The 26,515-nt window shown below is 68.0% G+C and carries 23 protein-coding genes; 9 read left to right on the forward strand and 14 right to left on the reverse strand.

Annotation, left to right across the window (positions count from 1 at the left end; genetic code table 11):
- The first annotated feature begins 61 nt into the window (after positions 1 to 61).
- On the forward strand, positions 62 to 1,408 hold the full coding sequence (locus tag AC5P65_RS05915) for a virulence factor family protein (protein ID WP_275942782.1): 1,347 nt from the start codon (positions 62 to 64) through the stop codon (positions 1,406 to 1,408).
- 106 nt (positions 1,409 to 1,514) lie between these two features.
- Here the strand turns inward: AC5P65_RS05915 and mprF are convergent, their stop codons facing one another.
- A complete protein-coding gene (gene mprF / locus AC5P65_RS05920) occupies positions 1,515 to 4,079 on the reverse strand; it encodes a bifunctional lysylphosphatidylglycerol flippase/synthetase MprF (RefSeq protein ID WP_111104628.1) in 2,565 nt (854 codons plus the stop codon).
- A 192-nt stretch (positions 4,080 to 4,271) separates the two neighbouring features.
- Here mprF and AC5P65_RS05925 point away from each other — a divergent pair, with 192 nt between their 5' ends.
- Positions 4,272 to 4,619: a RidA family protein gene (locus tag AC5P65_RS05925; protein ID WP_019662128.1), complete on the forward strand. Its 348-nt coding sequence runs from the start codon at positions 4,272 to 4,274 to the stop codon at positions 4,617 to 4,619.
- 152 nt (positions 4,620 to 4,771) lie between these two features.
- On the opposite strand, the gene rnfB is transcribed toward AC5P65_RS05925, so the two are convergent.
- The 9 genes from rnfB to AC5P65_RS05970 all read right to left on the reverse strand — a co-directional run bounded on the left by rnfB (position 4,772) and on the right by AC5P65_RS05970 (position 13,877).
- Entirely contained in the window at positions 4,772 to 5,185 is a 414-nt protein-coding gene (rnfB, locus tag AC5P65_RS05930; RefSeq protein ID WP_111098026.1) for an Rnf electron transport complex subunit RnfB, read from the reverse strand.
- A 25-nt stretch (positions 5,186 to 5,210) separates the two neighbouring features.
- Positions 5,211 to 5,801 carry an HAD family hydrolase gene (locus AC5P65_RS05935; RefSeq protein ID WP_031270850.1) on the reverse strand — a complete coding sequence of 197 codons (591 nt, stop codon included), beginning with the start codon at positions 5,799 to 5,801 and terminating at the stop codon, positions 5,211 to 5,213.
- Positions 5,802 to 5,876: 75 nt separating this feature from the next.
- Positions 5,877 to 7,952 carry a methionine--tRNA ligase gene (gene metG, locus AC5P65_RS05940; RefSeq protein ID WP_021204691.1) on the reverse strand — a complete coding sequence of 692 codons (2,076 nt, stop codon included), beginning with the start codon at positions 7,950 to 7,952 and terminating at the stop codon, positions 5,877 to 5,879.
- A 102-nt stretch (positions 7,953 to 8,054) separates the two neighbouring features.
- Complete coding sequence (locus AC5P65_RS05945; RefSeq protein ID WP_005410552.1) at positions 8,055 to 8,498, reverse strand: DUF2147 domain-containing protein; 444 nt, start codon at positions 8,496 to 8,498, stop codon at positions 8,055 to 8,057.
- A 378-nt stretch (positions 8,499 to 8,876) separates the two neighbouring features.
- A complete protein-coding gene (gloA2, locus tag AC5P65_RS05950; RefSeq protein WP_111099026.1) occupies positions 8,877 to 9,281 on the reverse strand; it encodes an SMU1112c/YaeR family gloxylase I-like metalloprotein in 405 nt (134 codons plus the stop codon).
- Positions 9,278 to 10,348, reverse strand: a complete 1,071-nt coding sequence (locus tag AC5P65_RS05955) for a serine hydrolase domain-containing protein (protein ID WP_021204316.1) — start codon at positions 10,346 to 10,348, stop codon at positions 9,278 to 9,280. The genes gloA2 and AC5P65_RS05955 overlap by 4 nt, the downstream gene beginning before the upstream one ends.
- 16 nt (positions 10,349 to 10,364) lie before the next feature.
- The gene (locus tag AC5P65_RS05960; RefSeq protein ID WP_021204315.1) at positions 10,365 to 12,305 is read right to left on the reverse strand and encodes a DUF885 domain-containing protein; all 1,941 of its coding nucleotides are present in this window, start codon (positions 12,303 to 12,305) and stop codon (positions 10,365 to 10,367) included.
- A 94-nt stretch (positions 12,306 to 12,399) separates the two neighbouring features.
- Complete coding sequence (locus AC5P65_RS05965) at positions 12,400 to 13,185, reverse strand: queuosine precursor transporter (RefSeq protein ID WP_021204314.1); 786 nt, start codon at positions 13,183 to 13,185, stop codon at positions 12,400 to 12,402.
- Positions 13,182 to 13,877, reverse strand: a complete 696-nt coding sequence (locus AC5P65_RS05970) for a DUF502 domain-containing protein (protein ID WP_005414135.1) — start codon at positions 13,875 to 13,877, stop codon at positions 13,182 to 13,184. Before AC5P65_RS05970 ends, AC5P65_RS05965 begins: the two co-directional genes overlap by 4 nt.
- Before the next feature lie 76 nt (positions 13,878 to 13,953).
- Here AC5P65_RS05970 and AC5P65_RS05975 point away from each other — a divergent pair, with 76 nt between their 5' ends.
- The gene (locus tag AC5P65_RS05975; RefSeq protein ID WP_111099027.1) at positions 13,954 to 15,270 is read left to right on the forward strand and encodes a hypothetical protein; all 1,317 of its coding nucleotides are present in this window, start codon (positions 13,954 to 13,956) and stop codon (positions 15,268 to 15,270) included.
- A 7-nt stretch (positions 15,271 to 15,277) separates the two neighbouring features.
- Here the strand turns inward: AC5P65_RS05975 and AC5P65_RS05980 are convergent, their stop codons facing one another.
- The 4 genes from AC5P65_RS05980 to trxA all read right to left on the reverse strand — a co-directional run bounded on the left by AC5P65_RS05980 (position 15,278) and on the right by trxA (position 20,095).
- Positions 15,278 to 15,730 carry a DUF4442 domain-containing protein gene (locus AC5P65_RS05980; protein ID WP_019662120.1) on the reverse strand — a complete coding sequence of 151 codons (453 nt, stop codon included), beginning with the start codon at positions 15,728 to 15,730 and terminating at the stop codon, positions 15,278 to 15,280.
- A gap of 77 nt (positions 15,731 to 15,807) precedes the next feature.
- Entirely contained in the window at positions 15,808 to 17,433 is a 1,626-nt protein-coding gene (locus AC5P65_RS05985; RefSeq protein WP_021204312.1) for a CHASE2 domain-containing protein, read from the reverse strand.
- A complete protein-coding gene (locus AC5P65_RS05990; protein ID WP_111099028.1) occupies positions 17,430 to 19,130 on the reverse strand; it encodes a FecR family protein in 1,701 nt (566 codons plus the stop codon). The genes AC5P65_RS05985 and AC5P65_RS05990 overlap by 4 nt, the downstream gene beginning before the upstream one ends.
- A 107-nt stretch (positions 19,131 to 19,237) precedes the next feature.
- The gene (gene trxA, locus AC5P65_RS05995; protein WP_019662117.1) at positions 19,238 to 20,095 is read right to left on the reverse strand and encodes a thioredoxin; all 858 of its coding nucleotides are present in this window, start codon (positions 20,093 to 20,095) and stop codon (positions 19,238 to 19,240) included.
- A gap of 125 nt (positions 20,096 to 20,220) precedes the next feature.
- Here trxA and AC5P65_RS06000 point away from each other — a divergent pair, with 125 nt between their 5' ends.
- From AC5P65_RS06000 to rsfS, 6 genes are all read left to right on the forward strand, one after another.
- Positions 20,221 to 20,823 carry a DUF998 domain-containing protein gene (locus AC5P65_RS06000; RefSeq protein WP_019662116.1) on the forward strand — a complete coding sequence of 201 codons (603 nt, stop codon included), beginning with the start codon at positions 20,221 to 20,223 and terminating at the stop codon, positions 20,821 to 20,823.
- A 105-nt stretch (positions 20,824 to 20,928) separates the two neighbouring features.
- Positions 20,929 to 23,571: a leucine--tRNA ligase gene (gene leuS / locus AC5P65_RS06005; protein WP_026347280.1), complete on the forward strand. Its 2,643-nt coding sequence runs from the start codon at positions 20,929 to 20,931 to the stop codon at positions 23,569 to 23,571.
- A gap of 136 nt (positions 23,572 to 23,707) precedes the next feature.
- On the forward strand, positions 23,708 to 24,292 hold the full coding sequence (locus tag AC5P65_RS06010; RefSeq protein WP_019662114.1) for an LPS-assembly lipoprotein LptE: 585 nt from the start codon (positions 23,708 to 23,710) through the stop codon (positions 24,290 to 24,292).
- A 9-nt stretch (positions 24,293 to 24,301) separates the two neighbouring features.
- A complete protein-coding gene (holA, locus tag AC5P65_RS06015) occupies positions 24,302 to 25,339 on the forward strand; it encodes a DNA polymerase III subunit delta (protein WP_019662113.1) in 1,038 nt (345 codons plus the stop codon).
- Positions 25,340 to 25,342: 3 nt separating this feature from the next.
- Positions 25,343 to 26,008, forward strand: a complete 666-nt coding sequence (nadD, locus tag AC5P65_RS06020; protein WP_019662112.1) for a nicotinate-nucleotide adenylyltransferase — start codon at positions 25,343 to 25,345, stop codon at positions 26,006 to 26,008.
- A gap of 58 nt (positions 26,009 to 26,066) precedes the next feature.
- Positions 26,067 to 26,477, forward strand: a complete 411-nt coding sequence (rsfS, locus tag AC5P65_RS06025) for a ribosome silencing factor (protein WP_005410536.1) — start codon at positions 26,067 to 26,069, stop codon at positions 26,475 to 26,477.
- The last annotated feature ends 38 nt before the right edge of the window (positions 26,478 to 26,515 follow it).

The raw sequence follows: 26,515 nt of genomic DNA on the forward strand, positions 1-26,515 counted from the left end.
CCGGTACGTGCCGTGCACGCGGCGGCGGCGTATCGTGTGCGCATTCCATCGGGGATGCGACATGAAGCGTGCAGGGCTGGGCAGGGCAATGGGTGTGGTATTGGCGCTGGCCACGCTGCCGGCAACGGCGGCGGTGACCCCGCAGCAGTTCAGCCATGGGCGGTTCGAGCAGATTCCGGTGCACATGCCGGCCGGCACGCCGAAACGGGTGGTGATCTGGTTCCACGAACCCACTGCCGGCGGTGACACCAGCCGCCTGCCGATCGAGGCCCTGCGTGCCGACGGCGCGCTGGTGGCGGCAGTGGACATTGCGCATCTGCGCGGTGTGCTCAAGCGCGAGGGTGACCCGACCTGTTCGTTCGGTTCCGGTGACGTCGAGAATTTCTCGCGCTGGCTGCAGGCCTCGCTGCATCTGCCCGGCTACCACCTGCCGCTGGTCGGCGGTGATGGTGAAGGTGCCGAAATGGCCTACGCGCTGGCAGCGCAGGCCGACACCCAGGTTTTCGCCGGTGTGCTGACCACCGGCTTCTGCCCGGACCACAGCCACCAGCGCATGGTCTGCGGCGATGGCGTGAAGCGCGACAGGCTGCAGCCGGCCGAACTGAATTTTCCGTGGTTGAGTGCGGCAGGTGACAACGGCTGCAGGGCGGGCCAGGCCAGCCGGTTCGTACAGCAGGTGGCCATGGCGCGTGAGTTCAAGCGCACTGCGCGCGGTGATGCATCACCGGGCCTGGTGGCGGCGGCGCGGGTGATTGGCGCGCAGGCCGGCGTCAGCCTGGCACCGCCGCCTGCTGCACTGAAGGGCCTGCCGGTGGTGGAAATGCCGGCGGCCACCAGCGGCGATACGCTGGCGGTGTTCGTCTCCGGTGACGGTGGCTGGGCGGGCCTGGACAAGAACGTGGCGTCGTCACTCAACGCGCATGGCGTGGCGGTGGTGGGCATCGACTCGCTGCGCTACTTCTGGAGCCAGCGCACACCGAAGGGCTTTGCCGGCGACCTGCAGAAGATCATCGACCACTACCGCCAGCAGTGGCACCGAGACAAGGTGATGCTGATTGGTTTCTCGCAGGGTGCCGATGTGTTGCCTGCCACCATCAACCAGCTCGATGCCGGTACCCGTGAGGGGCTGGAGCGCATCGTGCTGCTATCGGTGGGCAGGAAGGCCGACTTCGAATTCCATGTCAGCAACTGGCTGGGCGGTGGCGGCGATGGCTTGCCGATCGCCCCGGAAGTGGCCAGGCTGCCGGCAGAAAAAACGCTGTGCGTGTTCGGCGACAAGGATGAGGACGCATTGTGCCCGGACCTGCCGGCCAATGACGGGGTGAGGAAGGTGAAGCTGCCGGGTGATCACCATTTCGGAGGGGACTACGATCGCTTGGCCGAAGTGATCCTCAAGGGCGGTATGTAGCGCTTGGCAGGCGCCGACCTTGGTCGGCGCTGGGGTTGCATGTCGACCAAGGTCGGCACCTACCGAGCAGCGGGTAGCGTCGAGCCATGCCCGACGCATCGCGGCTTCAGTTCCGCCGCGGATCCAGCGAGATCAGGCGCGTGGCATCCAGCAGCGCGGCCGGCAGATGCATGCCGCCGGGCGCCGCGAGATAGCGTGGCCGCCACTGCGGATCGAACTTCGACTTGAAGCGGCGCAGGCCACTGAAGCCATAGAAGCGTTCGCCATGCCGCGCCAGCAGGCCGGCCAGGCGGTTCCAGCGACCGGCCAGCCGATGCTGGGCCAGCCCGGACAACGGCGCCATGCCCAGCGAGAACCGCGCATAGCCCTGCGCGCGGCCCCACAGGAACAATTCGATGAAGAGAAAGTCCATCGTCCCCTTCGGCGCTTCGTTGACGTGGCGCATCAGGTCCACCGACAGCTCGGCACCGGCCGGTGCCTGCCACAGGTTGGCGAATGCCACGATCTGGCCCTCGGCTTCGACCAGTGCCACCGGGAAGCGCACCAGGTAATCCGGGTCGTAGCTGCCCAGCGAAAAGCCCTTCTCATCGCCGGCCTTGTCCTCCAGCCATGCGTTGGAGATCGCATGCAGACGTGGCAGCAGGCCGGGAACCTCCTCCTCCGGTGCCACGCGGAACGACAGGCCGCCGCGCCTGCCGCGGTTCCAGGCCTGGCGCAGATCGGCGCGTTCGCGGCCTTCCAGCCCGAAATCGTGCAGCGGCACGATCGCTTCCTCGCCCAGCTTGACCAGGCCCAGGCCGAGGTCGAGATAGGTCTGCCAGTAGGTCTCGCCCACCTGGTAGAACACCGGGCGCAGGCCGAGCCGGTCGGCTTCTTCGCGGAAGCGCCAGATGAGTGCACGGGCCACGTCCGGCGGGCCGACCGGATCACCCATCGCGATCAGCGAACCGCCATAGCGCTGCATCATCACGAAGCCCTGTTTCGCATCATCGCGCAGCACCGCCTTGTCGGCGGTCAGTACCAAGCAGGCCTGGGTATCGGTGGCCCCGGCCAGCACCGGTGCCAGCGACTGCAACGTGGCCTCGTCAGCGGCCGGCAGCGGGCTGCGCGTACTGTGCAGCAGGCGGGCCAGGCCGAACATCACCAGCGCGATCGCCACCACCAGCAACGCACGCAGCGCGCGCGGTGCGTTGCCGGACAACGCGAACTGCCACCACAGCTCGTTCTGGTATTCGACATGGCTGTAGGTGAAGAACAGCAGCCAGGTGACGGCGACCAGCACCAGACCCAGATTGCGCAGCCACGGCCACGACCAGGCTTCATCCAGCAGCGCGCCCTGGCGGTAGAACTCGCGGCGTGCAGCCCACAAGGCCATCGCCACCAGCACCGCCGAGACGGCGATCAATGGTTGCCCGCCGCGCAGCCACAGCGGCAACGGGGTGACAACGCACACCGCCATCGCCAGCATCCACGCGGCGTGGCTGCGCCGGGCCAGGCCCTGGCCGATCAGCAGCAGCGCGACGCCACTGAGGCTGCCGATCAGGTGTGAGGTTTCCAAAATCGGCAGCGAGGCGTTCACCAGGTGACGGCGTGGCGTCGGCAGCGTGCCGTCGATGACCAGCGCGGCGCCGATGCTGAACACCGCCAGCGCGATGATCTGCGGCAGCCACGGGCGCAGCGCGTTCCAGCCGGCACGGGTTGCCCCTGCGCTGGCCTGCAGCGGCTGACGCAGGGCCGGCGCAAGGGCGAGCAGGGTGGCCAGCACCAGCGGCAGCACGTAGTAGGTGACGCGGTAGATCAGTGCTGCCGCCAGCACCGCTGCCGGTGCCACCTGCGGCAACAGCTTCAGCAGGCTCCACTCGAACACACCCAGGCCTGCGGGCACGGTGGAGACCAGGCCGGCCAGCACTGCCACCAGGTAGAGGCCGACGAAGCCCGGCAGGCCGGTTGGCGTGGAGTCCGGCAGCAGCACGTAGAACGCGGCACTGGCCAGCACCAGCTCGACGACGCTGAGTACGGTGACACCGATCATGGTGCGGCGATCGGGCAGCCACAAGGCGTGACCGAGCACACTGAACTGCCGTCCGTCGCGGCCGACCAGCAGCACGGTGCCGAGATAGGCGAGCAGGGCAACGATGCCGACGATGCGCACGGCATCGGGATTCAATGGCAATGCCAACGCTGCCGCGGCGGGTTCCATGCATAGGGCCGCGCTGATCAACAGCCATGCACCGAATACGAAACCGAGCGTGCTCATCAGCACCACCTGGCCGATCTGCGCCAGATCCAGGCCGGCGCCGCGGTAGCCGCGCAGGCGCACCGCGCCACCGGTCAACGCGGCAAAGCCCACGGTCTGGCCCAACGTGTGCGCAAGGAACGCGGTGATGCCGACGCGCGCGGGGTGCACGCGGATGCCGCTGCGACGCAGGCCGATGGCATCGAAGCCGATCAGGCAGGCGTAACTGGCCAGGCCGAGTACCACGGTGAGCGCGATCTGCGTGCCGCTGAGCTGCCGGAACGCCTGGCGGATCGCACGATAGCCGTGCTCGTCGAACTCATTGGCCAGGCCGTGCAGGGCCAGGGCGAGGATCAGCAGCGGGATGACGATGGTGGCAACCCGCTTCCAGGTTGGCGTGGAAGGGGCAGTGGTGGAATCGACGGGGGCGGTCATCGGCGCAAGGGTGCGGCAGGAGGGGCGAGGGCGGTGTCAACGCGGGCGTGGCGCATCGTGCGCCTGTCATCGTCATTTGACCAGTGGGACCGTCGGAGCCCGGTAATGACGTATCGCGGAGGGCACCCGTGCACCCACCGTCGACCGGTTTGGAGGACAATGCAGGCCTGATCAACCGCAGGAGCCACGCCCATGATGGAGCGTTACGACGTCGGACCGCGCATGTCCGAAATGACCGTATACAACAAGGTCGCCTACCTCTCCGGCCAGATTCCGGAGGACACCAGCCAGGACATCACCGGCCAGACCCGGCAGGTGCTGGCGGAGATCGACAAGCTGCTGGCGCTGGTCGCCAGTGACCGCCAGCACGTGCTGCGTGCGGAGATCTTCCTGGCCGACATGGCCGACTTCGACGGCATGAACAAGGCATGGGACGAATGGGTGGTTGAAGGCGCGACCCCGGCACGTGCCACGGTCGAGGCCAAGCTGGCCCACGCCGACTGGAAGGTCGAGATCGTGGTGACGGCGGCAGTACCGTAACGGCAGGCAAGGTCACCTCCCACCAGGGAGGGGGTAGAGTCGACTGTTGGCCGACTATCGCACGCATCGCGCGGTTTTGCGCCGCCGGAACGAAGAGCAGTCGACTAGCAGTCGACTCTACCCCGCCGCTCCACTGCCGGTTGGTCCGGTGGCTACGCTGGCACCAGCTCGATGCAGTCCACCGGGCATGGCGGGATGCACAGCTCGCAGCCGGTGCACAGGTCGGCGATGACCGTGTGCATGTACTTGGCGCCACCGACGATGGCATCCACCGGGCAGGCCTGGATGCATTTGGTACAGCCGATGCAGTCGGCTTCGACGATCACTGCCACCTGCGGTGCCTTGTGCTCGCCGCGCGAACGATCGAACGGAATCGCCGGTACGCCCAGCACCTGCGCCAGCGCACGCGCACCGGCATCTCCGCCCGGCGGGCAGCGGTCCACGCCCGCGTCGCCGCGCGCCATAGCCTGAGCATACGGGCGGCAGCCGTCGTAGCCGCATTGCCCGCATTGGGTCTGCGGCAGCAGGCGGTCGAGGCGTTCGGTCAGGGGCGGAATCAGGCTCATGCGTGGCGAAGGCTGCGCGTCAAGTTCACTTCAAGGGTTTCCCACGGAACCAGCGCTCGTGGGCCAGCGCCAGCATCGGCCTGTCTTCGGCACTGTCACCGTAGGCATGGATGCGCACGTAGCGCGACAGATCGAACCGGCGTCGAATGTGCTCGGCCTTGCGCGGGCCGCAGTCGCCGCCGACGTAACGGCCGGTCAGGCGTCCGTCCCGGCTCTCCAACCGGTTGCAGATCAGCTGCAGGCCCAGCTGCTCGCACCATGGCTGCAGGTACAGGTCCAGCGAACCGGACACGATCACCACGGTGTGCTGCTGTTCCTTGTGCCAGCGGATCTGCTCCAGCATTTCCGGGCGTACCACGTCGGGCAGGAACTCACGCGAGAAGCCGGCCGCCAGCGTGGCGATGTCATCGCTGTGGCGGTCACTGAAGGTCAAACGGGTGACGCGTGCGCGGATGCGTTCGGCCGAGATCAGTTTCAGCCTGTACGCAGCCAGCCACGGGCCGACCTTCCACCACGCCTGCGCCAGCTGTTCGGCGGTGGCCACGCGGCGCAGGAAGCGGCCATAGGTATCGCAGGTGGTCACGGTGTGGTCGAAGTCGAACAGCGCCAGTTCCATTCCGTTGCCTCCCATCGCGTGCCCCGTGGCCGGTGCTGCCGGCGGGCGCGGCGGTGGCCGCGCCCGCTGCAGGCATCAGCGCACCGGCATGCCCGGCTGCGCGCCGCTGTCGGCGTCCAGCAGCGCCAGCGCGCCACCGTCGAAACCGGCCGACAGGATCATGCCTTCGCTCAGGCCGAAGCGCATCTTGCGCGGGGCCAGGTTGGCGATGAACACCACGTTGCGGCCCACCAGCTGCTCCGGCTCGCCGTAGCTGCCACGAATGCCGGAGAAGATCTGGCGCTTGCCCAGTTCACCTGCGTCCAGTTCGAAGCGCAGCAGCTTGTCCGAGCCTTCCACGAACTCGCACACCAGCACCTTGCCGATACGCAGGTCGAGCTTGGCGAAATCGTCGATGCCGATGTAGGCCGGAGCATCGGCGCTCTTTGCTTCGTCCTTGGCCGGGGCGGCCGGCTTGACCGCTTCGGTCCTGGCGGCGGGGGCGGCGGCAGCGGCCGGCTGCAGGGTGTCCTTGGAGGCGTCGATCATGGCGTCAATCTTCTTCGGGTCGATACGGGTGAACAGCGGGGTGTAGTCGGCGATGCGGTGATCCAGCAGCGGCTGCGCCAGCTCGGTCCAGTCGTTCACCGGCGCGGCCAGGAAGGCCTCGGCCTGCGCGGCGGTGGCCGGCAGCACCGGCTTCAGTGCGGTGACGAGCACGCGGAACAGGTTCAGGCCCTGGCTGCACACGGCCTGCAGCTGCGCGTCGGCGCCTTCCTGCTTGGCGATGACCCATGGCTTGACGTCATCGATGTAGCGGTTGGCTTCGTCGGCCAGGGCCATGGTCAGGCGGATCGCCGCAGCCGGGTCGTTGCGCTCGTAGGCTTCACGGATCGGTGCCAGGCCGTCGACGAAGCGCTGGTACTGCGCGGCATCAGGCAGCTGCGCGGCCAGCTGGCCTTCGAAGCGCTTGCTGATGAAGCCGGCGCAGCGGCTGGCCAGGTTGACGAACTTGCCCACCAGGTCGGCGTTGACGCGGGCGATGAAGTCACCCAGGTTCAGGTCGAGATCGTCGACGCCACCGCTGGACTTGGCGGCGTAGTAGTAGCGCAGTGCCTCCGGTTCCAGGCCCGCGTCGAGGAAGGTACGGGCCATCACGAAGGTGCCGCGCGACTTGCTCATCTTGGCGCCGTCCACGGTCAGGTAGCCGTTCACGTGCAGGCGCGTCGGCGCACGATGGCCGGTGCCATGCAGCACGGCCGGCCAGAACAGGCCGTGGAAATTGACGATGTCCTTGCCGATGAAATGGTGCAGCTCGGTGGCGGTGCCGGCGCGCAGGTGCGCGTCGAAGTCCTCGCCGATCCTGCCGCACAGGGTCTGGAAGCTGGACAGGTAGCCGATCGGCGCGTCCAGCCAGACGTAGAAGTACTTGCCCGGCTGGCCGGGAATCTGGAATCCGAAATACGGTGCATCGCGCGAGATGTCCCACGCGCGCAGGCCACCTTCGGCATTGAGCCACTCACCGAGCTTGGCCTTCACCCCCGGCAGGGCGACGTCGCCGGCCAGCCATTCGCGCAGGAACGCATCGAAGTGGCCCACCTCGAAGAAGAAGTGTTCCGAATCGCGCATTTCCGGCGTGGCACCGGAGATGACCGAACGCGGCTCCTTCAGGTCGGTCGGCGCATAGGTGGCGCCGCACACTTCGCAGTTGTCGCCGTACTGGTCGGGGCTGCCGCAGTTCGGGCAGATGCCCTTGACGTAGCGATCGGGCAGGAACATGCCCTTGGCCGGGTCGTAGAACTGCGCCACCGAACGGCGGCTGATGTGGCCGGCTGCCTCCAGCTTCAGGTAGAACTGCTCGGTCAGCGCCTTGTTGGCCGCCGAGTTGGTGGAGTCGTAGTGGTCGAAGGCGACGCCGAAGGCGGCGAAGTCACGTTCGTGACTGGCCTGGATGTTGGCAATGAAGGTTTCCGGGGTGACCCCGGCCTTTTCCGCGGCCAGCATGATCGGCGTGCCGTGGGTGTCGTCGGCGCACACGAACCAGGCCCTGCCGCCGCTCATTCGCCGCGCACGCACCCAGATGTCGGCCTGGATGTAGCCGACCAGGTGGCCCAGGTGCAGCGGGCCGTTGGCGTAGGGCAGAGCGGTGGTGACGAGCGCGGTACGGGTCATGGTCGCGGGGTGAAGCCGAGGGGAACCGCAGAGTATCGCATGCCCGCAACGAGGTGACCCGGCCGGGGCCGGGTCACGGGGTTCAAGCGGGGGCCAAGGCGCTTATTCGCGCTGCCAGGTCTGCGCGCGGCAGATGAAGGCGATGCAGCCGGACACGTCCAGCCGGGTGCCGCCGGGCTGCAGTTCCATCTTCGACTTGTAGGTCTTGCCATTGGCCGGATCGAGGATGGTGCCGCCGGACCACTTGTTGGCGCCGTCGGCCTTCAGGTTCCAGAGGATGGTCATGCCCTTCACCGGCTTGTTCCTGTTGGCGCCTTCACAGCCGTCACAGACCGGGTTCGGGCCCTTGTCCGAGTGCAGGATGTCGACCACCTTGCCGGTCAGGGTGCCGTTGGCGGCCTGGGTGATCTCGACGATCGACTTCACCTTGCCGGTCTTGTCGTCGATGGTCTTCCAGCGGCCTGCGGCGCCATCGGCGGCCTGCGCCGAGAGCGCGGCCAGGCACAGCGGCAGTGCCAGCAGCAGGGTCTTGAAGGTCTTGCGCATGGTCCCCTCCCAGGGTTCATTCCGGCACGGTGCCGGCATGGGTCGACTGTATACCCATTCGGCGGGGTATGGGGAAGGGGGGCTTTGCAGGGCTGCGCCCTGCACCCGCAGAGGCAACGGCAACAGCCGAAGCAAGCGCAACAGCGAGCTATCCGTGGGATGGCGGGGCGGTGTGGGTGGGCAGGACACGCCGTAAACCCATCCATGGGGGCTCGATGGCGCCATCCATGGCGCCAACGGTCCTGCCCATCCACACCGCCCCACCTCTGACAGATTCCTGCGATCTGCCGGAATGGAACGGCCTGCTCTTGGTGGGTGTCGACCTTGGTCGACACGTAGATCCATGCCATGCATGGATGAATCACGATTGAAAAACGCTCAACCGACTTCGTACAGCTCCAGCGGCAGGCCATCCGGATCGGCGAAGAAGGTGAAGCGGCGGCCGGTGTATTCGTCCACGCGGATCGGTTCGCAGGCGACGCCATGCGCGGCCAGGCGCTGGATGAAGGGTTCCAGTGCAGCCACCCGGAACGCGAGGTGGCGCAGGCCCTGGGCTTCGGGGCGGCTGGGGCGCGGTGGTGGTGAGGGGAAGGAGAACAGCTCCAGCTGGCCGCCGTCGGGCAGGGCCAGGTCCAGTTTCCAGGAATCGCGCGCAGCGCGGTGGTTCTCGGCCAGCACGCGCAGGCCGAGGATGCGCACGTAGAAGTCCTTCGAGCGTGCGTAGTCGCTGCAGATCAGTGCGGCGTGGTGGATGCCCAGCAGGGCGTCGGAACCGGTGTTCATTGCAGAGTGTCCAGCCAGCGCTGGGCGATCTTCTGCGCCAGCGGGTACGGTTCGGGATCGTTGCGGTTGGTCAGCACGATCACGGTCAGGTGCTTTTCCGGGTGGCGCACGATCACGTTGCGGAAGCCGATGCTCTCGCCGCTGTGCCATTGCACCGGGCCGTTCAGGCGCCAGCCGAAACCGTAATGCGGCACGTCCGGTTCCGATGTGGCCGTGGCCGGGCTGAACATCGCGCGGCGCGAAGCCTTCGACAGCAGCCGGTCGTCATACAGCGCGGCGTCCCAGCGGGCGAGATCGTCCAGCGAGGAATAGATGCCGCCATCGCCGAGCACGGCGCTGGTGGTGCTCTGGTCGGTGCGCTGCCAGCGGCCGTCGATCCGGCTGTAGCCATAGGCGCGCGCGGCGACCGTGTCCACGCCGTCCTGGTGGGCCACGGTATGCGCCATGCCAAGCGGGCGGAAGATGCGTTGCTGCAGGAAGGTGGCGAAATCCTGGCCGGACGCGCGGCCGACGATCAGGGCCAGCAGCGCGTAGCCGCTGTTGCTGTAGCGGTACTGCGTGCCGGGTGCGAAATTCAGGCGGTCCTCGCGCGACAGCAGGGTCAGCACGTCGGCGTCATGCACCTGCCGCGTGTCAGCCGGGTCCATCAGGTCTTCGTAATCGAGCAGGCCGCTGGTGTGCGAGAGCAGTTGGCGGATCGTGATGGCCGCTGCAGCCGGCGGCAGTTCGGGCAGCCACTGTCGTGCAGGCTGATTCAACCCCAGCCGTCCATCCTCCACCAGCAGCAGCACCGCCGCAGCGGTGAACTGCTTGCTGACCGAGGCCAGCCGGAAGTTGCTGGCGGCAGTGACCGCAGTACCGTCCTCCACCACTGCCAGGCCGTAGCCACGGCGGAACACCGGCTGCCCGTCATGCAGCACCAGCACGGCGGCGCCGGGCACCCGGCCATCGTAGGCCTGCATCAGGCCGTCGATGCCCGCATCCGGTGGGGTCAGCACCGGCGCGGCGGAGCCCGCCACTGGCAGCAGGCCCAGCACGACGGCGAACAGGGCGACGGCAGGGCGCATGGCGGCTCCGGAGGGGTCAGGGTGAAGGGGCTGGTGTGGCGCTGGCGGGCTGCGCCATCCAGCGTTCCATCTTGCGGCCCAGCACGTCCAGCGGCATGGAGCCGTCCTTCAGCAGTTCGGCGTGGAAACGGCGCAGGTCAAAGGCGGCGCCCTGGCGTTCCTTGGCCTTGTCGCGCAGAGCGACGATGGTGGTCAGGCCCGCCACGTTGGACAGCGCCTGGCCGGGCTGGGCCATGATCCGCTCGACTTCGGCGTTGGCGTCGTCGCTGCTCATGTCCACGGTCTTCTGCAGGTAGGTGACGGCCTGCTGCTTGCTCCAGCCCTGTGCGTTCACGCCGGTGTCGGCCACCACGCGGGCGGCGCGCAGCAGGCGCGAATACAGGTAGCCGATGCGGTCGTAGGGATCGGTGTAGATGCCCAGGTTCTCACCCAGCGTTTCGGCATACAGGCCCCAGCCTTCGACGAAGGCGAGATCGCCACCGAGGCGGCGGAAGCGTGGCAGCTTGGCCAGTTCCTGCTGCAGGCCCAGCTGCACGTGGTGGCCGGGAATCGCTTCATGCAGGTACTGCACCGGCACGTTCCAGCGCTTGCGGGTGGGCAGGTCGCGGGTGTTCACGTACAACACGGCCGGTTGTCCGGCCGCGGACGGCTGATAGGCCGCTGCCGCGGCGGTGAGCGCACGCTCCGGTTCCACCGCACGGACGTCCAGTGCGGACTTTGGCAGCGTATCGAGCACCTGCGGCAGGCGTGCGTTGACCTGCTGCTGCACCTGGCGGTAACGGTTGATCAATGCGTTGGCGTCACCGTACTGGAACTGGCGGTCGTTGCGCATGCTGCGCAGCAGCTTGGTCGGCGTGCCGCGCAGCTTGGCATCCTTCATCACGGTGGCAATCTGCGCCTGCAGCTCCTGCACGCGTTGCTCGCCCAGCGCGTGCAGTTGCGCGGCGTTCTGGTCGCTGGCGGTGGTCTGCACGATCAGGCTGGCGTACCAGGCCTGGCCATCGGGCAGCGCGCCCAGGCCGCTGCTGGTGCGCGTGGCCGGCAGGTATTCGGTGGCGATGAAGCCGCGCAGGGCGCGGTAGGCCGGCATGATGCGCAGCTCGATCATGCGCTTGTACTCGGCGCTGATGCGCGCCTTGTCCTCCGCCCCGATGGTGTTGGGCATGGTGCGGATCGGCGACCAGAAGATGCTCTCTTCGGCAGTCGGCTTGATCACCGCATCCAGCTGCGGCAGCACCTTCTCCATCAGGTCGCGGGGCTGCACCACGCCGGCCCTCATGCCCTGGCGCATGTTGTCGATGGCCTGGTCGAACAGCTCGGGAATGCCCAGCGAGCGGCGCGACCAGGTGTCGTAGTCCTGCACGGTGTTGAACGGCTGCGCGCCGGCACCTGAGCCGAGGATCGCCATGATGCTGCCGATGTTGTAGTACTGGCTGATCGGCATCATCCAGCTCGGGTAACGCTCGGCGGCCAGCGATGCGCGCGCGTCGCGCACGAAGATCTCGTAGCTGAGCAGGTCCTGGCCCTGCAGGCCGTCGCTGCCGAGTTTTTCGACCTTGCCCAGCCACTGCGTGGTGAAGTCGTGCGATTGCTGGCGCCAGGCGGCGGACAGGATGTTGGGCAGCTGGTCGTTGTAGCGGGCCTCGCCCTGGAAGGTTGCCTGCAGCGGATTCAACCGCATCGAGGCATCCCAGTATTCGTCGTACAGGCGCTCCAGCTGCACCTGCTTGGGCACGGCCCGGGCCGCTGCGACCGGACGCGGCGCGGCGCGGCGCGCCGAACTGCCACGGGCCGGCGCGGTGGCGCGGGCGGGCCGGGCCTTGGGCTTGGCGGCCTGGCGGGTCTGCGCGGCGGCAGGGCGGCTGGCCTTCTTCTTCGCTGCTTCGGCCGACGGCACGGCGCTGAACAGGAACAACGCGGCGATGGCGGCGGCCAGGGCGCGGGTGGGATGCGGCATCAGGAGCTTCCGTGGAACACAGACCGTGGAGCTTGCACGATCCGGCCGCGTACGGCCAGCGTGAAGGCGCAGTCAGCTTTTTGCCGCTGGGGCTTCAGTCAGCCGCAGCCGCGGCGCGCAGGGCGGCGGCCCTGTCGGCGCCCAGGTAGCGGGTGATCGCGCGCCGCATCAGGTACAGCAACGGGATCAATGCGATCGCAAAGCCCATCTTGTAGATGTAGTTGACGCTGCTGACGGCCAGGAACAGCGACGTCGGCCAGTGCTGCGGGCCGAGCACGAAGGCGATCCAGATCACCACGAAGCTGTCCACCACCTGGGAGATCGCGGTGGATCCGGTCGCACGCAGCCACACGTGGCGCTCGCCGGTGGCCTGGCGGATGCGATGGAACACGGCCACGTCGATCAGCTGGCCGAGCAGGAAGGCCACCAGCGAACCGGCGATGGTCCACATGCCCTGGCCGAACACCGCGGCGAATGCCGCCTGGTAGTCCGGCACGCCGTGGCCGTCCATCGAGGTGACCCACCAGCTGGCCGGAGCCAGCGAGATCGCTGCGAAGGCGAACAGGAAGCCATAGGCGATCAGCACCACGGCCAACCACGAGATGAAGCGCACGCCGCGCTTGCCGAAAAACTCGTTGATCGTGTCCGTCATGATGAACACCACCGGCCACAGCAGGGTACCCGCGGTGAAGCTGAGCGAGCCGGTCTGGCCAAACAGGTTCCAGTTCAGCGGATCGATGCCCAGAGTGTCTTCCAGCGCGAAGATCTTCACCCCGATCAGCTCGGCCAGCACCGCGTTGCCGCAGAAGAACGCGGCCAGCACGATGAACAGCAGGACCGCGCGGTCCTGCAGCGGGCGCTCGATCGGCGCCGGTGTCATTCGGTGCGTTCGCCAGTGCGTTCGCCGGCGCGGGTGAACGGCACGCTGGATGGTGCCACGGCACCGCCGGAGATGATGAAGCTCATGGCCTGATCGACGGTCCAGTCGGTCGGGGTCAGCAGTTCCACCGGCACGATTTCCAGATAGCCCGAGGTCGGGTTCGGCGTGGTCGGTACATACACCGCGGCCAGCTCACGGTCGGTGCCGTGTTCCTTGATCACGCGGGTTACCAGGCCGACCGATTTCATGTCGCGATGCGGGAAGTCGATCAGCACCACGCGCTGGGTGCTGCCCGGTTCGGTCTGCAGCATGTCCAGCAGCTTCTTGGCGCTGTCGTAGATGATGCTGGCCAACGGAATACGCTTGATGACCGCGCCGACCCAGCGCAGCAGGCGCTGGCCGAGCACGCGGCGGCTGGCCACGCCCACCGCCAGGATCACCAGCAGGGTGGCCAGCAGGGCGATGGTGTCCTGGATCCACTCGGCGCGGACCCAGCCCAGATAGTGCGGGAAGCTGGTTGCGATCTGTTCGGACAGCGGCACCACCAGCGGGCTGGAAATACCCGACAGCAGCACGAACACGAACTTGACCACGACCCAGGTCAGCCAGATCGGCAGCAGGGTCAGCAGGCCGGTCAGGAACAGGCGCTGCAGGGAGGGGCGGGGGACCAGGGCGGGGGCTTCGAGCGACATGCGCGCATTGTAGCGGTCACGGCCGGTCGATTACGCTGGGGAATCGACTGCGGCAACGGCACATGGAAGGGAAGCTGTGTTGAAGATTCTGCGCGGACTGGGCTGGACCCTGGCAGGCCTGCTGGTGCTGGCCATCGTGGTGTGGTGCGCCTCGCGCATGTGGCCGGTGCCCGAATCGCGCCTGCAGGCGCAGCAGCGACTGGAAGCACGCCTGCCGGTGAGCGGCCGCAATGGATATGCACTGTTGTGGACGCTGCCGTTCGACGATCTGGATGCCCAGCAGCGCGAGCAGGCGCTGGCCGAGGATGTACGGCGCTGGGAAGCCGATGCACATGGCGGAAGCAGCGGCCGGACACACCTGGTAGCCAACCATGCCGAGCTGCACTCGCGGCCCGGGGCCAGTTGCGGGCCGGCCGCCAGCGGCTGTCTCGCCCAGGTCCGCGCGGACCCGCAACGCTTCGTGGAGGCCCACGCCGGGCACCAGCAGTTGCATGCGCGGCTGGATCAGCTGGCCGACGCCGACTACTTCGCGTCGCCGTTCCCGCCGAAGGGCGAGGGCATTCTGGTCCCGTTGCCGGCCTATGGCGTAGTGATGGACGCCACCAGTGCACGCGCGCTGGCCTATGTGCAGGGTGACATTGACGGTGCCCTGCGTGGTGCCTGCCGTGGCCTGCAGCTGGGCCGGCGGCTGGTGCCCGGCAGCAGTTATCTGGTCGAGAGCATCATCGGTGCCAGCCTGGTGCAGGCCAATGCCCAGCTGCTGGCCGACATGCTGGTTGAACTGCCTGCCGACCACCCCCTGCCGGCCGAGTGCGAACAGGCCATGCAGCCGTTGCGGGCCGAGGAACAGAGCCTGTGCCGTGCTATGCAGGGCGAGTACGCGATGAGCCGGGCGGCGATCGAGTCCTCGGCCCGGGAATTTGGTGGCGTCCTGGTGCTTGACCGGCGCAGCACGTTGGCGCGCGTGGCCGGCAATCTTGGCTGGGCCTGTGGCGCAGCCGCCACGGCCGCGCTGGAGGCCGATCGGCCGCTGCCGTTACAAGCGCCGCCGCAGCGGGATTTCGGTTGCCTGTCCAATGTGATGGGGTGCGTGCTGACCGAGATTGCCGCGCCCGTCTATCCTGCGTATTCGTCACGGCCACAGGATGCCGCGGCGATGGTGCGGCTGCTGGGGGCGCAGCGTTGGCTGCGGCAGCAGACGGACGATCCGGTGCACGCCCTGCAGCGGCTGCCGGCGCAGTTCCGCTCGCCGGTGCGGTCGCCGCAGCTGTCCGCCGATGGCCACCATCTGCAGGTGCCGCGGCGCTCTCCAGCGCGCAGCGCTGATGAGAACCCGTGGCTGACGGTACCGCTGCAGGCGGAGCCAGCTTCGGCTGCGTTGGCGCGCGATTGAGGCGCGCTCAGCGTGCGTGTGGCTTCAACCGCAGGTAGACCTGCTTGCGCACCTGGGCGACCACTTCGCCGCTCTCATCGACCACGTCGTTGCTGAACCAGCGCAGCACCTTCTCACCACTGGCTGCTTCCGTGCGCAGTTCATCCAGCAGCGCGTCGTCGATGCGGAATGACGTGCGTACGGTGCCGCGGCCGGGCTTGAGGAAGTCGATGGCGCCTGCTCGGTCCCACACGTAGTAGTCGCGCCCGAGGATGTGCAGCAGGCCCAGCATCCAGAATGGATCGGTCATCGCGAACAGGCTGCCGCCAAAGTGCGTGCCGACGTAGTTGCGGTTCCATGGCCGCAGGCGCAGCTCGACATCTATCTGCCGGTAGTCCGGCGTGATGCGGGTGACATGGATGCCGGTGAACAGGAACGGTGGCCAGAGATTGATACCGAAGCGGAACAGGTGGGCGTTCATGCGGGTGCGGGGACGCAGGGCGAGGCGCCCAGTCTAGCCATTCGCATGCGTATGTTGCACCCCGGCGGCGGCGAGGGTCACGCCTTGTCGTCGATCACATACCCGTCGCGGCCGTTGGCCTTGGCCTGGTACAACGCGGCGTCGGCGCCTTCGACGAAATGATGCGGTTGCAGCGTGCCGTCAGGCACGCGGGTGAACACGCCGATGGTGAGGGTGACGGCACCGTCGCTGCCATCACCGGGGGCCGGCAGTGCACGCACGCAGGCGATCAGGTCCTCGATGACCTGGCGTGCGCCTTCGGCCGGGGTATCCGGCAGCACCAGTGCGAACTCATCGCCACCGTAGCGCGCGGCCATGTCGCGTGGGCGCCGAGCATGCGCACCGATCAGCCGTGCAACATCGCGCAGCACGCGGTCGCCGACCTGATGCCCGTGGCGGTCGTTGTGGCGCTTGAAATGGTCGACGTCGATCAGTGCCAGGCTCAAGGACCTGCCACTGCGGCGCGCGGCATCGCATTCCTGCTGCAGTGACTGCTCGAAACGCAGGCGATTGCCGAGGCCGGTCAGCGCATCACGGTTGGCCTGGCGGTGCCAGGCCGAGATCCGCCAGATCGCCCAGGACAGCAACACCAGCAGGATGCCCAGCATTGCGCTTGCCGGTGCCCACCACAGGTCACCGGCACGCAACAGCAACCAGCTCAGCAGCGGTGGAAGCGGCAGCGAGCACAGTGCGGCAAGCCATGGCAGGCGCAGGCCGAGCAGGAGCACGCACAACGCGGCCAGCACGCCGCTGATGGCGTGCTGCCAGAGGCGTGGCAGCAGATCGATCTGCTTGTGCTGCAGCAGCATCGACGCGATGTTGGCCTGGTATTCGCTGCCGCTCATCCAGTACTCGCGGGTGGTCGGGGTCAACAGCCGCGGTGCGATGCCGCTGGCCGTCATGCCCACCACGATGCGGCGGCCATGCAGCATCGCCGTGTCCACGTGACCATCAAGTACGTCGGCATAGGACACCTGCGGCAGGCGCTCGGGCGGCCCCGCATAGCGCACGCGCACGTAGTCGTCGCGTCGCCACTGATAGGGCGAACCGATCTGCGGATCGGGATCGGGCAGGCCGTGCACCGTGCCCGGCGGCAGGTCGGCCAGCGCCAGGCCCAACGCCGGCCAATGGGCCTGGCCGATGCCCGCATGCAGATACACACCGCGCGCGACGCCATCGCCGTCCACTTCCACATCGGTATGGCCGATTGCCGCAGCACTGCTCGCAATCTGCGGAATCGGCAGCATTTCCTCGGCCATGCGGTCGCCGGCGGCCGGCGCCGCCAGCACTGGCAGCACCACCCGGCCACTGCGGCGGATCGCTGTGGCCAGTTCATCGTCCTGCTGGCTGTCGCGTCGATCCGGCTCAGACAGCATCAGGTCCAGTGCGATGCGCTCGGCACCGGCGTCGGTCAGCCGGTCCAGCAGGCGCGCATGGACCGAACGGGGCCAGGGCCATTGGCCGATGCGCTGCAGGCTGCCCTCGTCGATGGCCACGATCAGCACGCTGGGGTCGGGGCGGTACTCCCAATTCCCAACCATGGCGTCATAGGCGGCTTCGTCCTGGCGCCACAGCCACTGGCCGTGGCTGGCGATCACCGTCAGCACGCCGGCCAGCAGTGCCAGCAGAATCCGCTTCGACCACGGCAGCGGCGAGCGCCTCATAACAACAGCAACAGCAGCAGGGCGCCGCCACCAGCGCCGTAGCACAGACGGCAAGGCAGCTTGATCTGCTGGGCCGGCGAGTACTCGCCCGCATGCCCGTCGTCGTCGATGTACTGCACGCGCACATGCAGGGTGCCGCTCCACGGCTGCTTGAAGCTGACCTGCGGCTCGCTTACGGTCTGGTCGACCAGGGGTGCCCGGAAGTCGCCTCGACGGTCCACCTGCACCCGGTACCGCTGGCCTTCGCTGCCGGCCTGCCAGCGGAGGGTCAGTTCGCCACGCGTGGCCTCGGGCGGCTGCAGGGCCGGGTCGACCGGTTCATTGCTCAGTTGCAAGGGCAGGGCCTGGCCATAGCGGCCCTGGTGGCCGTTGCCATCGCGCGAGGCCACCCGCCAGAAGTACTGGCCGGGCGGCAGCGGCTGCGCCAGGCGCAGGTCGGTGACCGGGGTGCTTTGTTCCTGCAGCGGTTGCTCGAAGTTCGGCTCGGCGGCAATCTGCAGCACGCTGCTGCGCGCACCGGGCGCTTGGCTCCAACGGAAGCGCGGTCGGTCGCTGTTGATGGTCTGCCCGTGCAGCGGGGCCACCGTCAGTGGCGGCGGGGGCTGGTCGCCGAGTTCGAAATCGGCGCTGGCGTCGAGGCCTTCCACACCCTGCGCATCCACGGCGCGCAACAGGATGCGCAACTGGCCGGGGGGCAGGTCGCCGATCGCCAGCCGGGTATCGGTGGTGGTGGCGGCAAACAGCAGGATTTCCGGCGTTGCCGACAGCACCACTTCAACGCGGTAGCGGGCGGCGCCGTCGACGGGGTCCCAGGCGAGGAGGGCCGGCAAGGGCGCCAGGCGCATGCCGTCGCTGCGCAGCTGCGGTGCTGGAAGAAGCGCGGAGACAGCATCCGGCGCCGTATCGGCGCTGCTGCTGAGGCTGGCCTGTCCAGGCTGGACCAGGCGCTTGCCGTGGATGTTGCCGACCTGCACCTTGCCCTGCAGCACTTCGGTGGCAGCCACGTGGCCGGCGTCACCGGCGCTGACCCGGAATACGGTACCGCGTACGCTGCTGGTCGCCGTAGGTGCATCGATGATGTAGCGCGAGGCGGGGCCACGGGCAGGCGTCACCCGGTTGCTGGCGCGGCCCTGCTGGAGGCGCACGCGGGTATCGACCATGCCGGTGTGGCCGTAACGGCTGAGCTGGTCCAGGCGCAGCCGGGAATGCTCGCGCAGCTGCAGGCGGGAAGCGTCGGCGAATTCAAGCGTGACGCTGGAGTCGCCCTCGGTCTGCACCGTGTCACCGATGCGAAGCTGTTCCCCGGCCAGTAGCGCGCGCGTGGCGCTGCCATCGGCGCCGGACAGTTCGACCTTGCCCCTTACCGACAGCACGCGGGCGGGGGCTGGTTCGATGCGCAGCCAGCTGATCGGGAAGCGCAGCAGCTGCCCCGGCGGCAGCTGGTAGGGGTTGTCGATGCGGTTGTGCTGTTGCAGCTGCTGCCAGCGTACCGAGGGCTTGAGATACAGGCCACCCAGGTCCCACAGGGTATCGCCGGGACGGACCCGATAGTTCCAGTCCTGGGCCGCGGCAATGGCCGGCAGGAAGAGAAGAGCGCAGAGCAGCGCGCCCTGGAAGCGCATGGCGAACGACAGCGAGCGGACGAAGGTCACAGTTTGCAATCCCGGCAATGCGGGGGCGCAGCTGCAAGACCCCATGGCCCCGACCTCATCCCCCCGAACGGATCGTGGCGGCCGCACGGCCGCCATCCAGTGCATTATTGCCCGCGTTCAGTGCAGGGATTCTGAACGAGGACGGCTCCCGTTCAGAACAGCAGCGAGGCCATCCGGCGACGGTACTGGCCGACCAGGTCCTCGTCGGAGATCACATTGAAGGCGTCGATCAGGGCCTTGCGCGGCAGCCCTTCCTCGAACGTGCGGTCGATCCGCAGCATTTCCAGGAACTGGGCCAACGCAGCTTCGTCATGGCCCCCGAGCAACAGTTGCACGCCGCGCAGATGGCGGGCCTTGAGGTCCTTGCCATCGGCGGCGATGCGGGCGTCCAGCACTTCAGCGGCCGGGGCATCCTTCAGCGCGGCGGCGAAGGCCAGGCGGGCGCGGGCACGCACGGCGCGGTCGTCGGTGGCCAGATTGGCGGGCAGGCCGTCGATCAGGGTGCCGGCTTCGTCCACGCCACCGATCTGCAGCAGGGCCAGGGCCAGGTCGAGCTTCAGTTCGTCCTTGTCCGGCTCGGCGGCGATCTGGGCACGCAGCACATCGACCTGCGCCTGCGGGTCCAGCGGGGCGTCATCTTCGGGCGCGGCGTCGCCGACATCGGCCGGCACGATGCCGTGCTGGGCCAGGAACTCACGCAGCTGGCCTTCCGGAATCGCGCCCGGGAAGCCGTCCACCAGCTGGCCGCCCTTGACCAGGAACACGGTCGGCACCGAGCGGATCTGGAAGGCCGCTGCGATCTGCTGTTCCTTGTCGACATCGACCTTGGCCAGTTCGAAGGCGCCGTTGTACTCGGCGGCCAGTTTTTCCAGCATTGGGCCCAGGGTCTTGCACGGCCCGCACCAGGTGGCCCAGAAGTCGACCAGCACCGGCGTCTGCAGCGACTTCTGCAGGACTTCGGCCTCGAAGGTCGCAGTGGTGGCGTCGAATACGTAGGTCGTCTCGGTCATGGGGGGAGGCATCGTTTGGCGTCTGGAGTCCGATTCTATGGTGACGATCGATGCCGGTCTCAACCCGGGTTGTGGTAAATGCCTGACAATGCAGTCTTCCTCTCGCCGTACTTTCCGGAGTCTGCATGTCGTCCCTGTCACCGTTGCTGCGCCTGCCTGGCCTGGTCGCCGCGCTGCTGTTTGTACTGGCGGTGATCGGTTTCGGCGCCGGCCTGGACGGCTACGCACAAGCCCGTCATCCGGTGGCACTGCTGGGCGCGCAGGGGGTGCCGCATGCGCTGGCCTTCAATCTGCTGGGCTTCGTGCTGCCGGGCCTGCTGGCGGCGATCGTGGCCGAGTGCCTGCGCCGCGGGCTGCCGGCAACCGCCGGCTGGGCGCCACGGGTGGGCAGCCAGATGCTGCTGCTGGCCGGGTTGGCCTTCGCCGCGATGGGGTTGCTGCCGCTGGATGTGGATGACCTGCACGGGCCGGCCAGCCAACTGCATGCCAGCGCCTGGATGATCTGGGTGCTGGGTTTTGTCGCCGGAACCCTGCTGCTGGCCGTATCCGGTCTGCGCCAGGTGCATGGCCGCGCGCTGGGCGTACTGGCGCTGGGCTGCGGCATGCTGGCCGCGCTGGCCGCGTTTGCCCTGCAGGGCGTACTGCCGGCGCCGCTGGCACAACGGCTGGCGTTTGCGTGCTGGGCAGTCTGGCTGGGGGCGGCCCTGCCGCTGTCGCGCCCACGCTGAGACGCCTCCCGGGGCGTCGCGGCGCCTGCCTCCGGCGGGCAGGATTGGAGACGTTTGCCGCACTGCGGTACGCTGTACCGCTTTGCCGCCGCATCCGCGTGTTCCATGACCAGCGCTGAAACCAACGCCTACGACCCGCAGCAGGTTGAATCCGCCGCCCAGCAATACTGGGACGCTACCCGTGCCTTCGAGGTCGACGAGACTTCGGACAAGCCGAAGTACTACTGCCTGTCGATGCTTCCGTACCCGTCCGGTGCGCTGCACATGGGCCACGTGCGCAATTACACGATTGGCGACGTGATCAGCCGCTACAAGCGCATGACCGGCCACAACGTGCTGCAGCCGATGGGCTGGGACGCGTTCGGCCTTCCGGCGGAAAACGCCGCGATCAAGAACAAGACCGCGCCGGCGGCGTGGACCTACAAGAACATCGACCACATGCGCAGCCAGCTGAAGTCGCTGGGCTACGCCATCGACTGGTCGCGCGAGTTCGCCACCTGCCGCCCGGACTATTACGTCCACGAGCAGCGCATGTTCACCCGCCTGATGCGCAAGGGCCTGGCCTATCGCCGCAATGCGGTGGTGAACTGGGACCCGGTCGACCAGACCGTGCTGGCCAACGAGCAGGTCATCGACGGCCGTGGCTGGCGCTCGGGTGCCCTGGTCGAGAAGCGCGAGATCCCGCAGTGGTTCCTGCGCATCACCGACTATGCCCAGGAGCTGCTGGATGGCCTGGACGAGCTGGACGGCTGGCCGGAATCGGTCAAGACCATGCAGCGTAACTGGATCGGCCGTTCCGAAGGCCTGGAGATCCAGTTCGACGTGCGCGATGTCGACGGCAGCGCGCTGGACCCGCTGCGTGTGTTCACCACCCGCCCGGACACGGTGATGGGCGTGACCTTCGTGTCGATTGCCGCCGAACACCCGCTGGCGCTGCACGCGGCGAAGAACAATCCGGAACTGGCCGCGCTGCTGGTCGACCTGAAGCAGGGGGGGGTGTCCGAAGCCGAGCTGGAAACCCAGGAAAAGCGCGGCATGGATACCGGCCTGCGCGCGCTGCACCCGGTGACCGGCGAGCCGGTCCCGGTGTGGGTCGCCAACTTCGTGCTGATGGGCTACGGCACCGGCGCGGTGATGGCGGTGCCGGGCCATGACCAGCGCGACAATGAAGTGGCCAACAAGTACGGGCTGCCGATCAAGCAGGTCATCGCGCTGAAGGATCCGCGCACCGACGAAGAGCGCACCTGGGACGGCAGCCGTTGGCAGGACTGGTACAGCGACAAGAGCCGTGCCTTCGAGCTGGTCAACTCGGCCGAATTCGACGGCCTGGACTTCCAGGGCGCGTTCGAAGCGCTGGCCGAACGCTTCGAGCGCAAGGCCCAGGGCCAGCGCCGCGTCAACTACCGCCTGCGCGACTGGGGCGTGAGCCGCCAGCGCTACTGGGGCTGCCCGATTCCGGTGATCTACTGCGCCAAGTGCGGCGCGGTGCCGGTGCCGGAAGAACAACTGCCGGTGGTGCTGCCGGAGGACGTGGCGTTCTCGGGTACCGGTTCGCCGATCAAGACCGACCCGGAATGGCGCAAGACCACCTGCCCGGACTGCGGCGGTGCGGCCGAGCGCGAGACCGATACCTTCGACACCTTCATGGAATCGAGCTGGTATTACGCCCGCTACACCTCGCCGGGTGCCCGTGACGCTGTCGACAAGCGCGGCAACTACTGGCTGCCGGTGGACCAGTACATCGGTGGCATCGAGCACGCGATCCTGCACCTGATGTATTTCCGCTTCTACCACAAGCTGCTGCGCGACGCGCGGATGGTGGACAGCAACGAACCGGCGCGCAACCTGCTGTGCCAGGGCATGGTGATCGCCGAAACCTATTACCGCCCGAACCCGGACGGCTCGAAGGACTGGATCAATCCGGCCGATGTGGAAGTGCAGCGCGACGAGCGCGGCCGCATCACCGGCGCCACCCTGATCGCCGACGGCCAGCCGGTGGTGGTCGGTGGCACCGAGAAGATGTCCAAGTCGAAGAACAACGGCGTGGACCCGCAGGCGATGGTCGGCAAGTACGGCGCCGACACCGTGCGCCTGTTCTCGATGTTCGCCGCGCCGCCGGAGCAGTCGCTGGAGTGGAACGAGGCCGGCGTGGACGGGATGGCCCGCTTCCTGCGCCGCCTCTGGGCCCAGGTGCAGAAGCATGCCGCCGACGGCGCCGCCCCGGCACTGGATGTTGCAGCACTGGACGCCAACCAGAAGGCGCTGCGCCGCAAGACCCACGAAACCATCGGCAAGGTCGGTGACGACTACGGCCGCCGCCACAGCTTCAACACCGCGATCGCTGCGGTGATGGAGTTGATGAACGCACTGGCCAAGTTCGAGGACGGCAGTGAGCAGGGCCGTGCGGTGCGCCAGGAAGCGCTGCAGGCCATCGTGCTGCTGCTGAACCCGATCACCCCGCATGCCAGCCACGCCCTGTGGCAGGTGCTGGGTCACGCGGAGACGCTGCTGGAAGACCAGCCGTTCCCGCAGGCCGATGCCAGTGCGCTGGTGCGCGACGCGCTGACCCTGGCGGTGCAGGTCAACGGCAAGCTGCGTGGCACCATCGACGTGGCGGCCGACGCCGCGCGCGAGCAGGTGGAGGCACTGGCGCTGGCCGAGCCCAACGCGGCCAAGTTCCTGGAAGGCCTGACGGTGCGCAAGATCATCATCGTGCCCGGCAAGATCGTGAACATCGTCGCCGCCTGATGTACCCCGCACCGGCCACCCGTATGGTGGCCGGTGCCATTCCGGTGCAGGGCCAGGCGTTTGATGGCCCTGCATTCACGCGGCTTCGGGCACGCTGTGTGTTGCCGTGATCGCCCGGCTCCGCCAGACTGTCTCCATGACCCGAATCCTGCTTGCCCTCGTTCTTGTCCTCGGCCTTGCCGGCTGCGGCTTCCATCTGCGCAACAAGCTGATGCTGCCCACCGACACCGCCCCGGTGAAGGTGGTATCCACCGCCCCGTACAGTGAACTGGTCAAGCTGCTCAACCGCAGCCTGCTGGCTTCCGGTGCCAGGCTGGCTGATGAGGACAGCAACGAACCCAGTACCCAGCTGCAGGTGCTGTCCGAACGCTGGGGCGACCTGCCGATCGCCATCGACTCGCAGGGCCGTGCGCAGGAATACAGCCTGCGCTACGCGGTGATCTTCATTTTCCGTCGCGAAGACGGCAGCGAGCTGGTGCCGCAGCAGGTGATCGAGCTGTCGCGCGACTACGTGTCGCCACCGACCGACGCCACCGGTACCACCACCGAACGCGAGATCCTGGCCAACGAGCTGCGCCGGGAAATGTCCGCCTCGATCATCCGCCGCATCGACAGCGTGGTGCGTGCCGAGCTCGAGAAGGGCGGCAGCCTGTCGGCGCCGAAAGCCAAGCCGATTGAAGGCGCGGTACCGGCCGAGCCGGTCCCCGCAGCCAAGCACTGAGCCGCGGCCATGGAACTGCGTCCGGAGCAGCTGGCCAGCCAGGGCGCTGATACCGCGCTGGCGCCGGTCTACCTGATTGCCGGCCCGGAAACCCTGCGTGTGCTGGAGGCAGCTGACGCCATCCGCGCACGCGCACGCGCCGCCGGCATCGGCGAACGTGAAGTGTTCGACGCCGATGGCCGTGATTTCGACTGGAACCAGCTCGACGCCAGCTTCAACGCGCCCAGCCTGTTCAGTGCCCGCCGCCTGGTTGAGGTGCGCCTGCCCAGCGGCAAGCCTGGCAAGGACGGGGCCGAAGTGATCAGCCAGTTCTGTGCCAACCCGGCGCCGGACGTGGTGCTGATGATCACCGCAAGTGAATGGAGCAAGGCCCACCAGGGCAAGTGGGCCGAAGCGATCAACCGCATCGGCGTGCTGTCGGTGGCCTGGGCGGTCAAGCCGCATGAATTGCCGGACTGGATCGAGCGCCGCCTGCGTGGCAAGGGACTGCGTGCCGATCCTGCCGCCGTGCAGCGCCTGGCCGAGCGGGTGGAAGGCAATCTGCTGGCTGCTGCCCAGGAAATCGACAAGCTGGCGTTGCTGGCCGATGGCCAGCCGCTGGACGTGGAGCGCATGGAGTCGCTGGTGGCCGATGCCGCCCGCTATGACGTGTTCCGGCTGGTGGAAGCGGCCTTTTCCGGCCAACCGCCGGCGGTGCTGCGCATGCTGGCCGGACTGCGCGGCGAGGGCGAGGCGGTGGCTGCGCTGATGCCGATGGTGATCCGCGAGCTGCTGGCGGGCGCTGGCTTGGCCCGGGTGCAGGCCCGTGGCGGCAACCTGGCGGCTGAAATGAAATCGCGCGGTATCTGGGAATCGCGGCAGGCCCCGTACAAGCGCGCGCTGCAGCGGCATCCGGAAAGCAAGCGTTGGGAACGCTTCGTGGCCGAAGCCGGGCTGGTTGACCGCATCGCCAAGGGCCGCGCCGAGGGTGATGCCTGGCTGGCGCTGGAGCGCCTGCTGGTGGTGGTGGCCGAACCGCGTGCCGTGCGCCTGTTGGCGCGGGCCTGAGCAATGAGCCTGCGGATCTATTACGGGGGCACCTTCGATCCGGTGCACCTGGGGCACCTGGCGATCGCGCGTGCGGCCCGTGATGAACTGCAGGTCGCCGTGCGCCTGCTGCCGGCCGCCGATCCGCCGCACCGCGCGGTGCCCGGTGCCACCGCTGAGCAGCGCTGCACGATGTTGTCGCTGGCCATCGGCGACGAGCCGGGGCTGTTGTTGGACCGCCGCGAACTGGATCGTGCCGCCCGCTGCCCCGGTCGTCCGTCGTACACCGTCGACACCCTGCGCGAGCTGCGTGGCGAGCTGGGCCCGAGCCGGCCGCTGGCCTGGCTGGTGGGCGCCGACAGCCTGCTGGGCCTGTCCGGCTGGCACGAATGGGAGGCCCTGTTCGACCTGGCCCACTTCGTGGTGGCCGAACGGCCGGGCAGTCCGTTGCAGGCGTCGATCGATGGCGAGCTGGGGCGTGCCCTGCAAGGGCGCTGGGCCGACAATGAGCAGGCCCTGTTCGCCAGCCCGGCCGGGCGCGTCCTGCGCCTGCACCACCCGCTGCGCGAGGAATCAGCCAGCGCCGTGCGCTCGCAGATTGCCGCTGGCGGCCCCTGGCGCGCACTGCTGCCACCGGCCGTGGCCGACTATGTCGCTGCACACGGGCTGTACCGCCCGGCCACGGCGTGAATGGCGCGGCCGCGCCATCCCCGTATAATCGCCCCCACGTTTATCGAGTCGATCCACTTTGAGCAACCAGACCCAGCCCCAGACCATCAAGGTCGATCTTCCCAGCCCGCCGCCGTCCGTGCCGGAACTGCTGGCCAGCGTCCGCCAAGCCACCGAAGACCTGAAGGCCAAGGACCTGGTCGAGATCGACGTGCGCGGCCGGTCCAGCGTTGCCGATTACATGATCGTCGTTTCGGGCACCTCGACCCGCCACGTCAAGTCGATTGCCGATGAAGTCGTGCGCTTCGCCAAGAACCTGGACGTGATGCCACTGGGCGTGGAAGGCGAGCGCGAGGCCGAGTGGGTGCTGGTCGACCTGGGCGACGTGATCGTCCACGTGATGCTGCCGCGCGTGCGTGAGTTCTACGCCCTCGAGCGCCTGTGGACCGTCGGCGACCAGCCGCCGTCCAGCGACGACGAAGTGGCCTGAGCCACACGATGATGCATCCCTTCGACGGCGCCGATGGC

The organism is Stenotrophomonas sp. YJH_SMC_48-3, assembly GCF_059369375.1.

Bases quoted from the DNA above. Each gene is read 5' to 3' on its own strand.
- AC5P65_RS05915 (WP_275942782.1), top strand. From the start codon at position 62: ATGAAGCGTGCAGGGCTGGGCAGGGCAATGGGTGTGGTATTGGCGCTG.
- mprF (WP_111104628.1), bottom strand. From the start codon at position 4,079: ATGACCGCCCCCGTCGATTCCACCACTGCCCCTTCCACGCCAACCTGG.
- AC5P65_RS05925 (WP_019662128.1), top strand. From the start codon at position 4,272: ATGATGGAGCGTTACGACGTCGGACCGCGCATGTCCGAAATGACCGTA.
- rnfB (WP_111098026.1), bottom strand. From the start codon at position 5,185: ATGAGCCTGATTCCGCCCCTGACCGAACGCCTCGACCGCCTGCTGCCG.
- AC5P65_RS05935 (WP_031270850.1), bottom strand. From the start codon at position 5,801: ATGGAACTGGCGCTGTTCGACTTCGACCACACCGTGACCACCTGCGAT.
- metG (WP_021204691.1), bottom strand. From the start codon at position 7,952: ATGACCCGTACCGCGCTCGTCACCACCGCTCTGCCCTACGCCAACGGC.
- AC5P65_RS05945 (WP_005410552.1), bottom strand. From the start codon at position 8,498: ATGCGCAAGACCTTCAAGACCCTGCTGCTGGCACTGCCGCTGTGCCTG.
- gloA2 (WP_111099026.1), bottom strand. From the start codon at position 9,281: ATGAACACCGGTTCCGACGCCCTGCTGGGCATCCACCACGCCGCACTG.
- AC5P65_RS05955 (WP_021204316.1), bottom strand. From the start codon at position 10,348: ATGCGCCCTGCCGTCGCCCTGTTCGCCGTCGTGCTGGGCCTGCTGCCA.
- AC5P65_RS05960 (WP_021204315.1), bottom strand. From the start codon at position 12,305: ATGCCGCATCCCACCCGCGCCCTGGCCGCCGCCATCGCCGCGTTGTTC.
- AC5P65_RS05965 (WP_021204314.1), bottom strand. From the start codon at position 13,185: ATGACACCGGCGCCGATCGAGCGCCCGCTGCAGGACCGCGCGGTCCTG.
- AC5P65_RS05970 (WP_005414135.1), bottom strand. From the start codon at position 13,877: ATGTCGCTCGAAGCCCCCGCCCTGGTCCCCCGCCCCTCCCTGCAGCGC.
- AC5P65_RS05980 (WP_019662120.1), bottom strand. From the start codon at position 15,730: ATGAACGCCCACCTGTTCCGCTTCGGTATCAATCTCTGGCCACCGTTC.
- AC5P65_RS05985 (WP_021204312.1), bottom strand. From the start codon at position 17,433: ATGAGGCGCTCGCCGCTGCCGTGGTCGAAGCGGATTCTGCTGGCACTG.
- AC5P65_RS05990 (WP_111099028.1), bottom strand. From the start codon at position 19,130: ATGGGGTCTTGCAGCTGCGCCCCCGCATTGCCGGGATTGCAAACTGTG.
- trxA (WP_019662117.1), bottom strand. From the start codon at position 20,095: ATGACCGAGACGACCTACGTATTCGACGCCACCACTGCGACCTTCGAG.
- AC5P65_RS06000 (WP_019662116.1), top strand. From the start codon at position 20,221: ATGTCGTCCCTGTCACCGTTGCTGCGCCTGCCTGGCCTGGTCGCCGCG.
- leuS (WP_026347280.1), top strand. From the start codon at position 20,929: ATGACCAGCGCTGAAACCAACGCCTACGACCCGCAGCAGGTTGAATCC.
- AC5P65_RS06010 (WP_019662114.1), top strand. From the start codon at position 23,708: ATGACCCGAATCCTGCTTGCCCTCGTTCTTGTCCTCGGCCTTGCCGGC.
- holA (WP_019662113.1), top strand. From the start codon at position 24,302: ATGGAACTGCGTCCGGAGCAGCTGGCCAGCCAGGGCGCTGATACCGCG.
- nadD (WP_019662112.1), top strand. From the start codon at position 25,343: ATGAGCCTGCGGATCTATTACGGGGGCACCTTCGATCCGGTGCACCTG.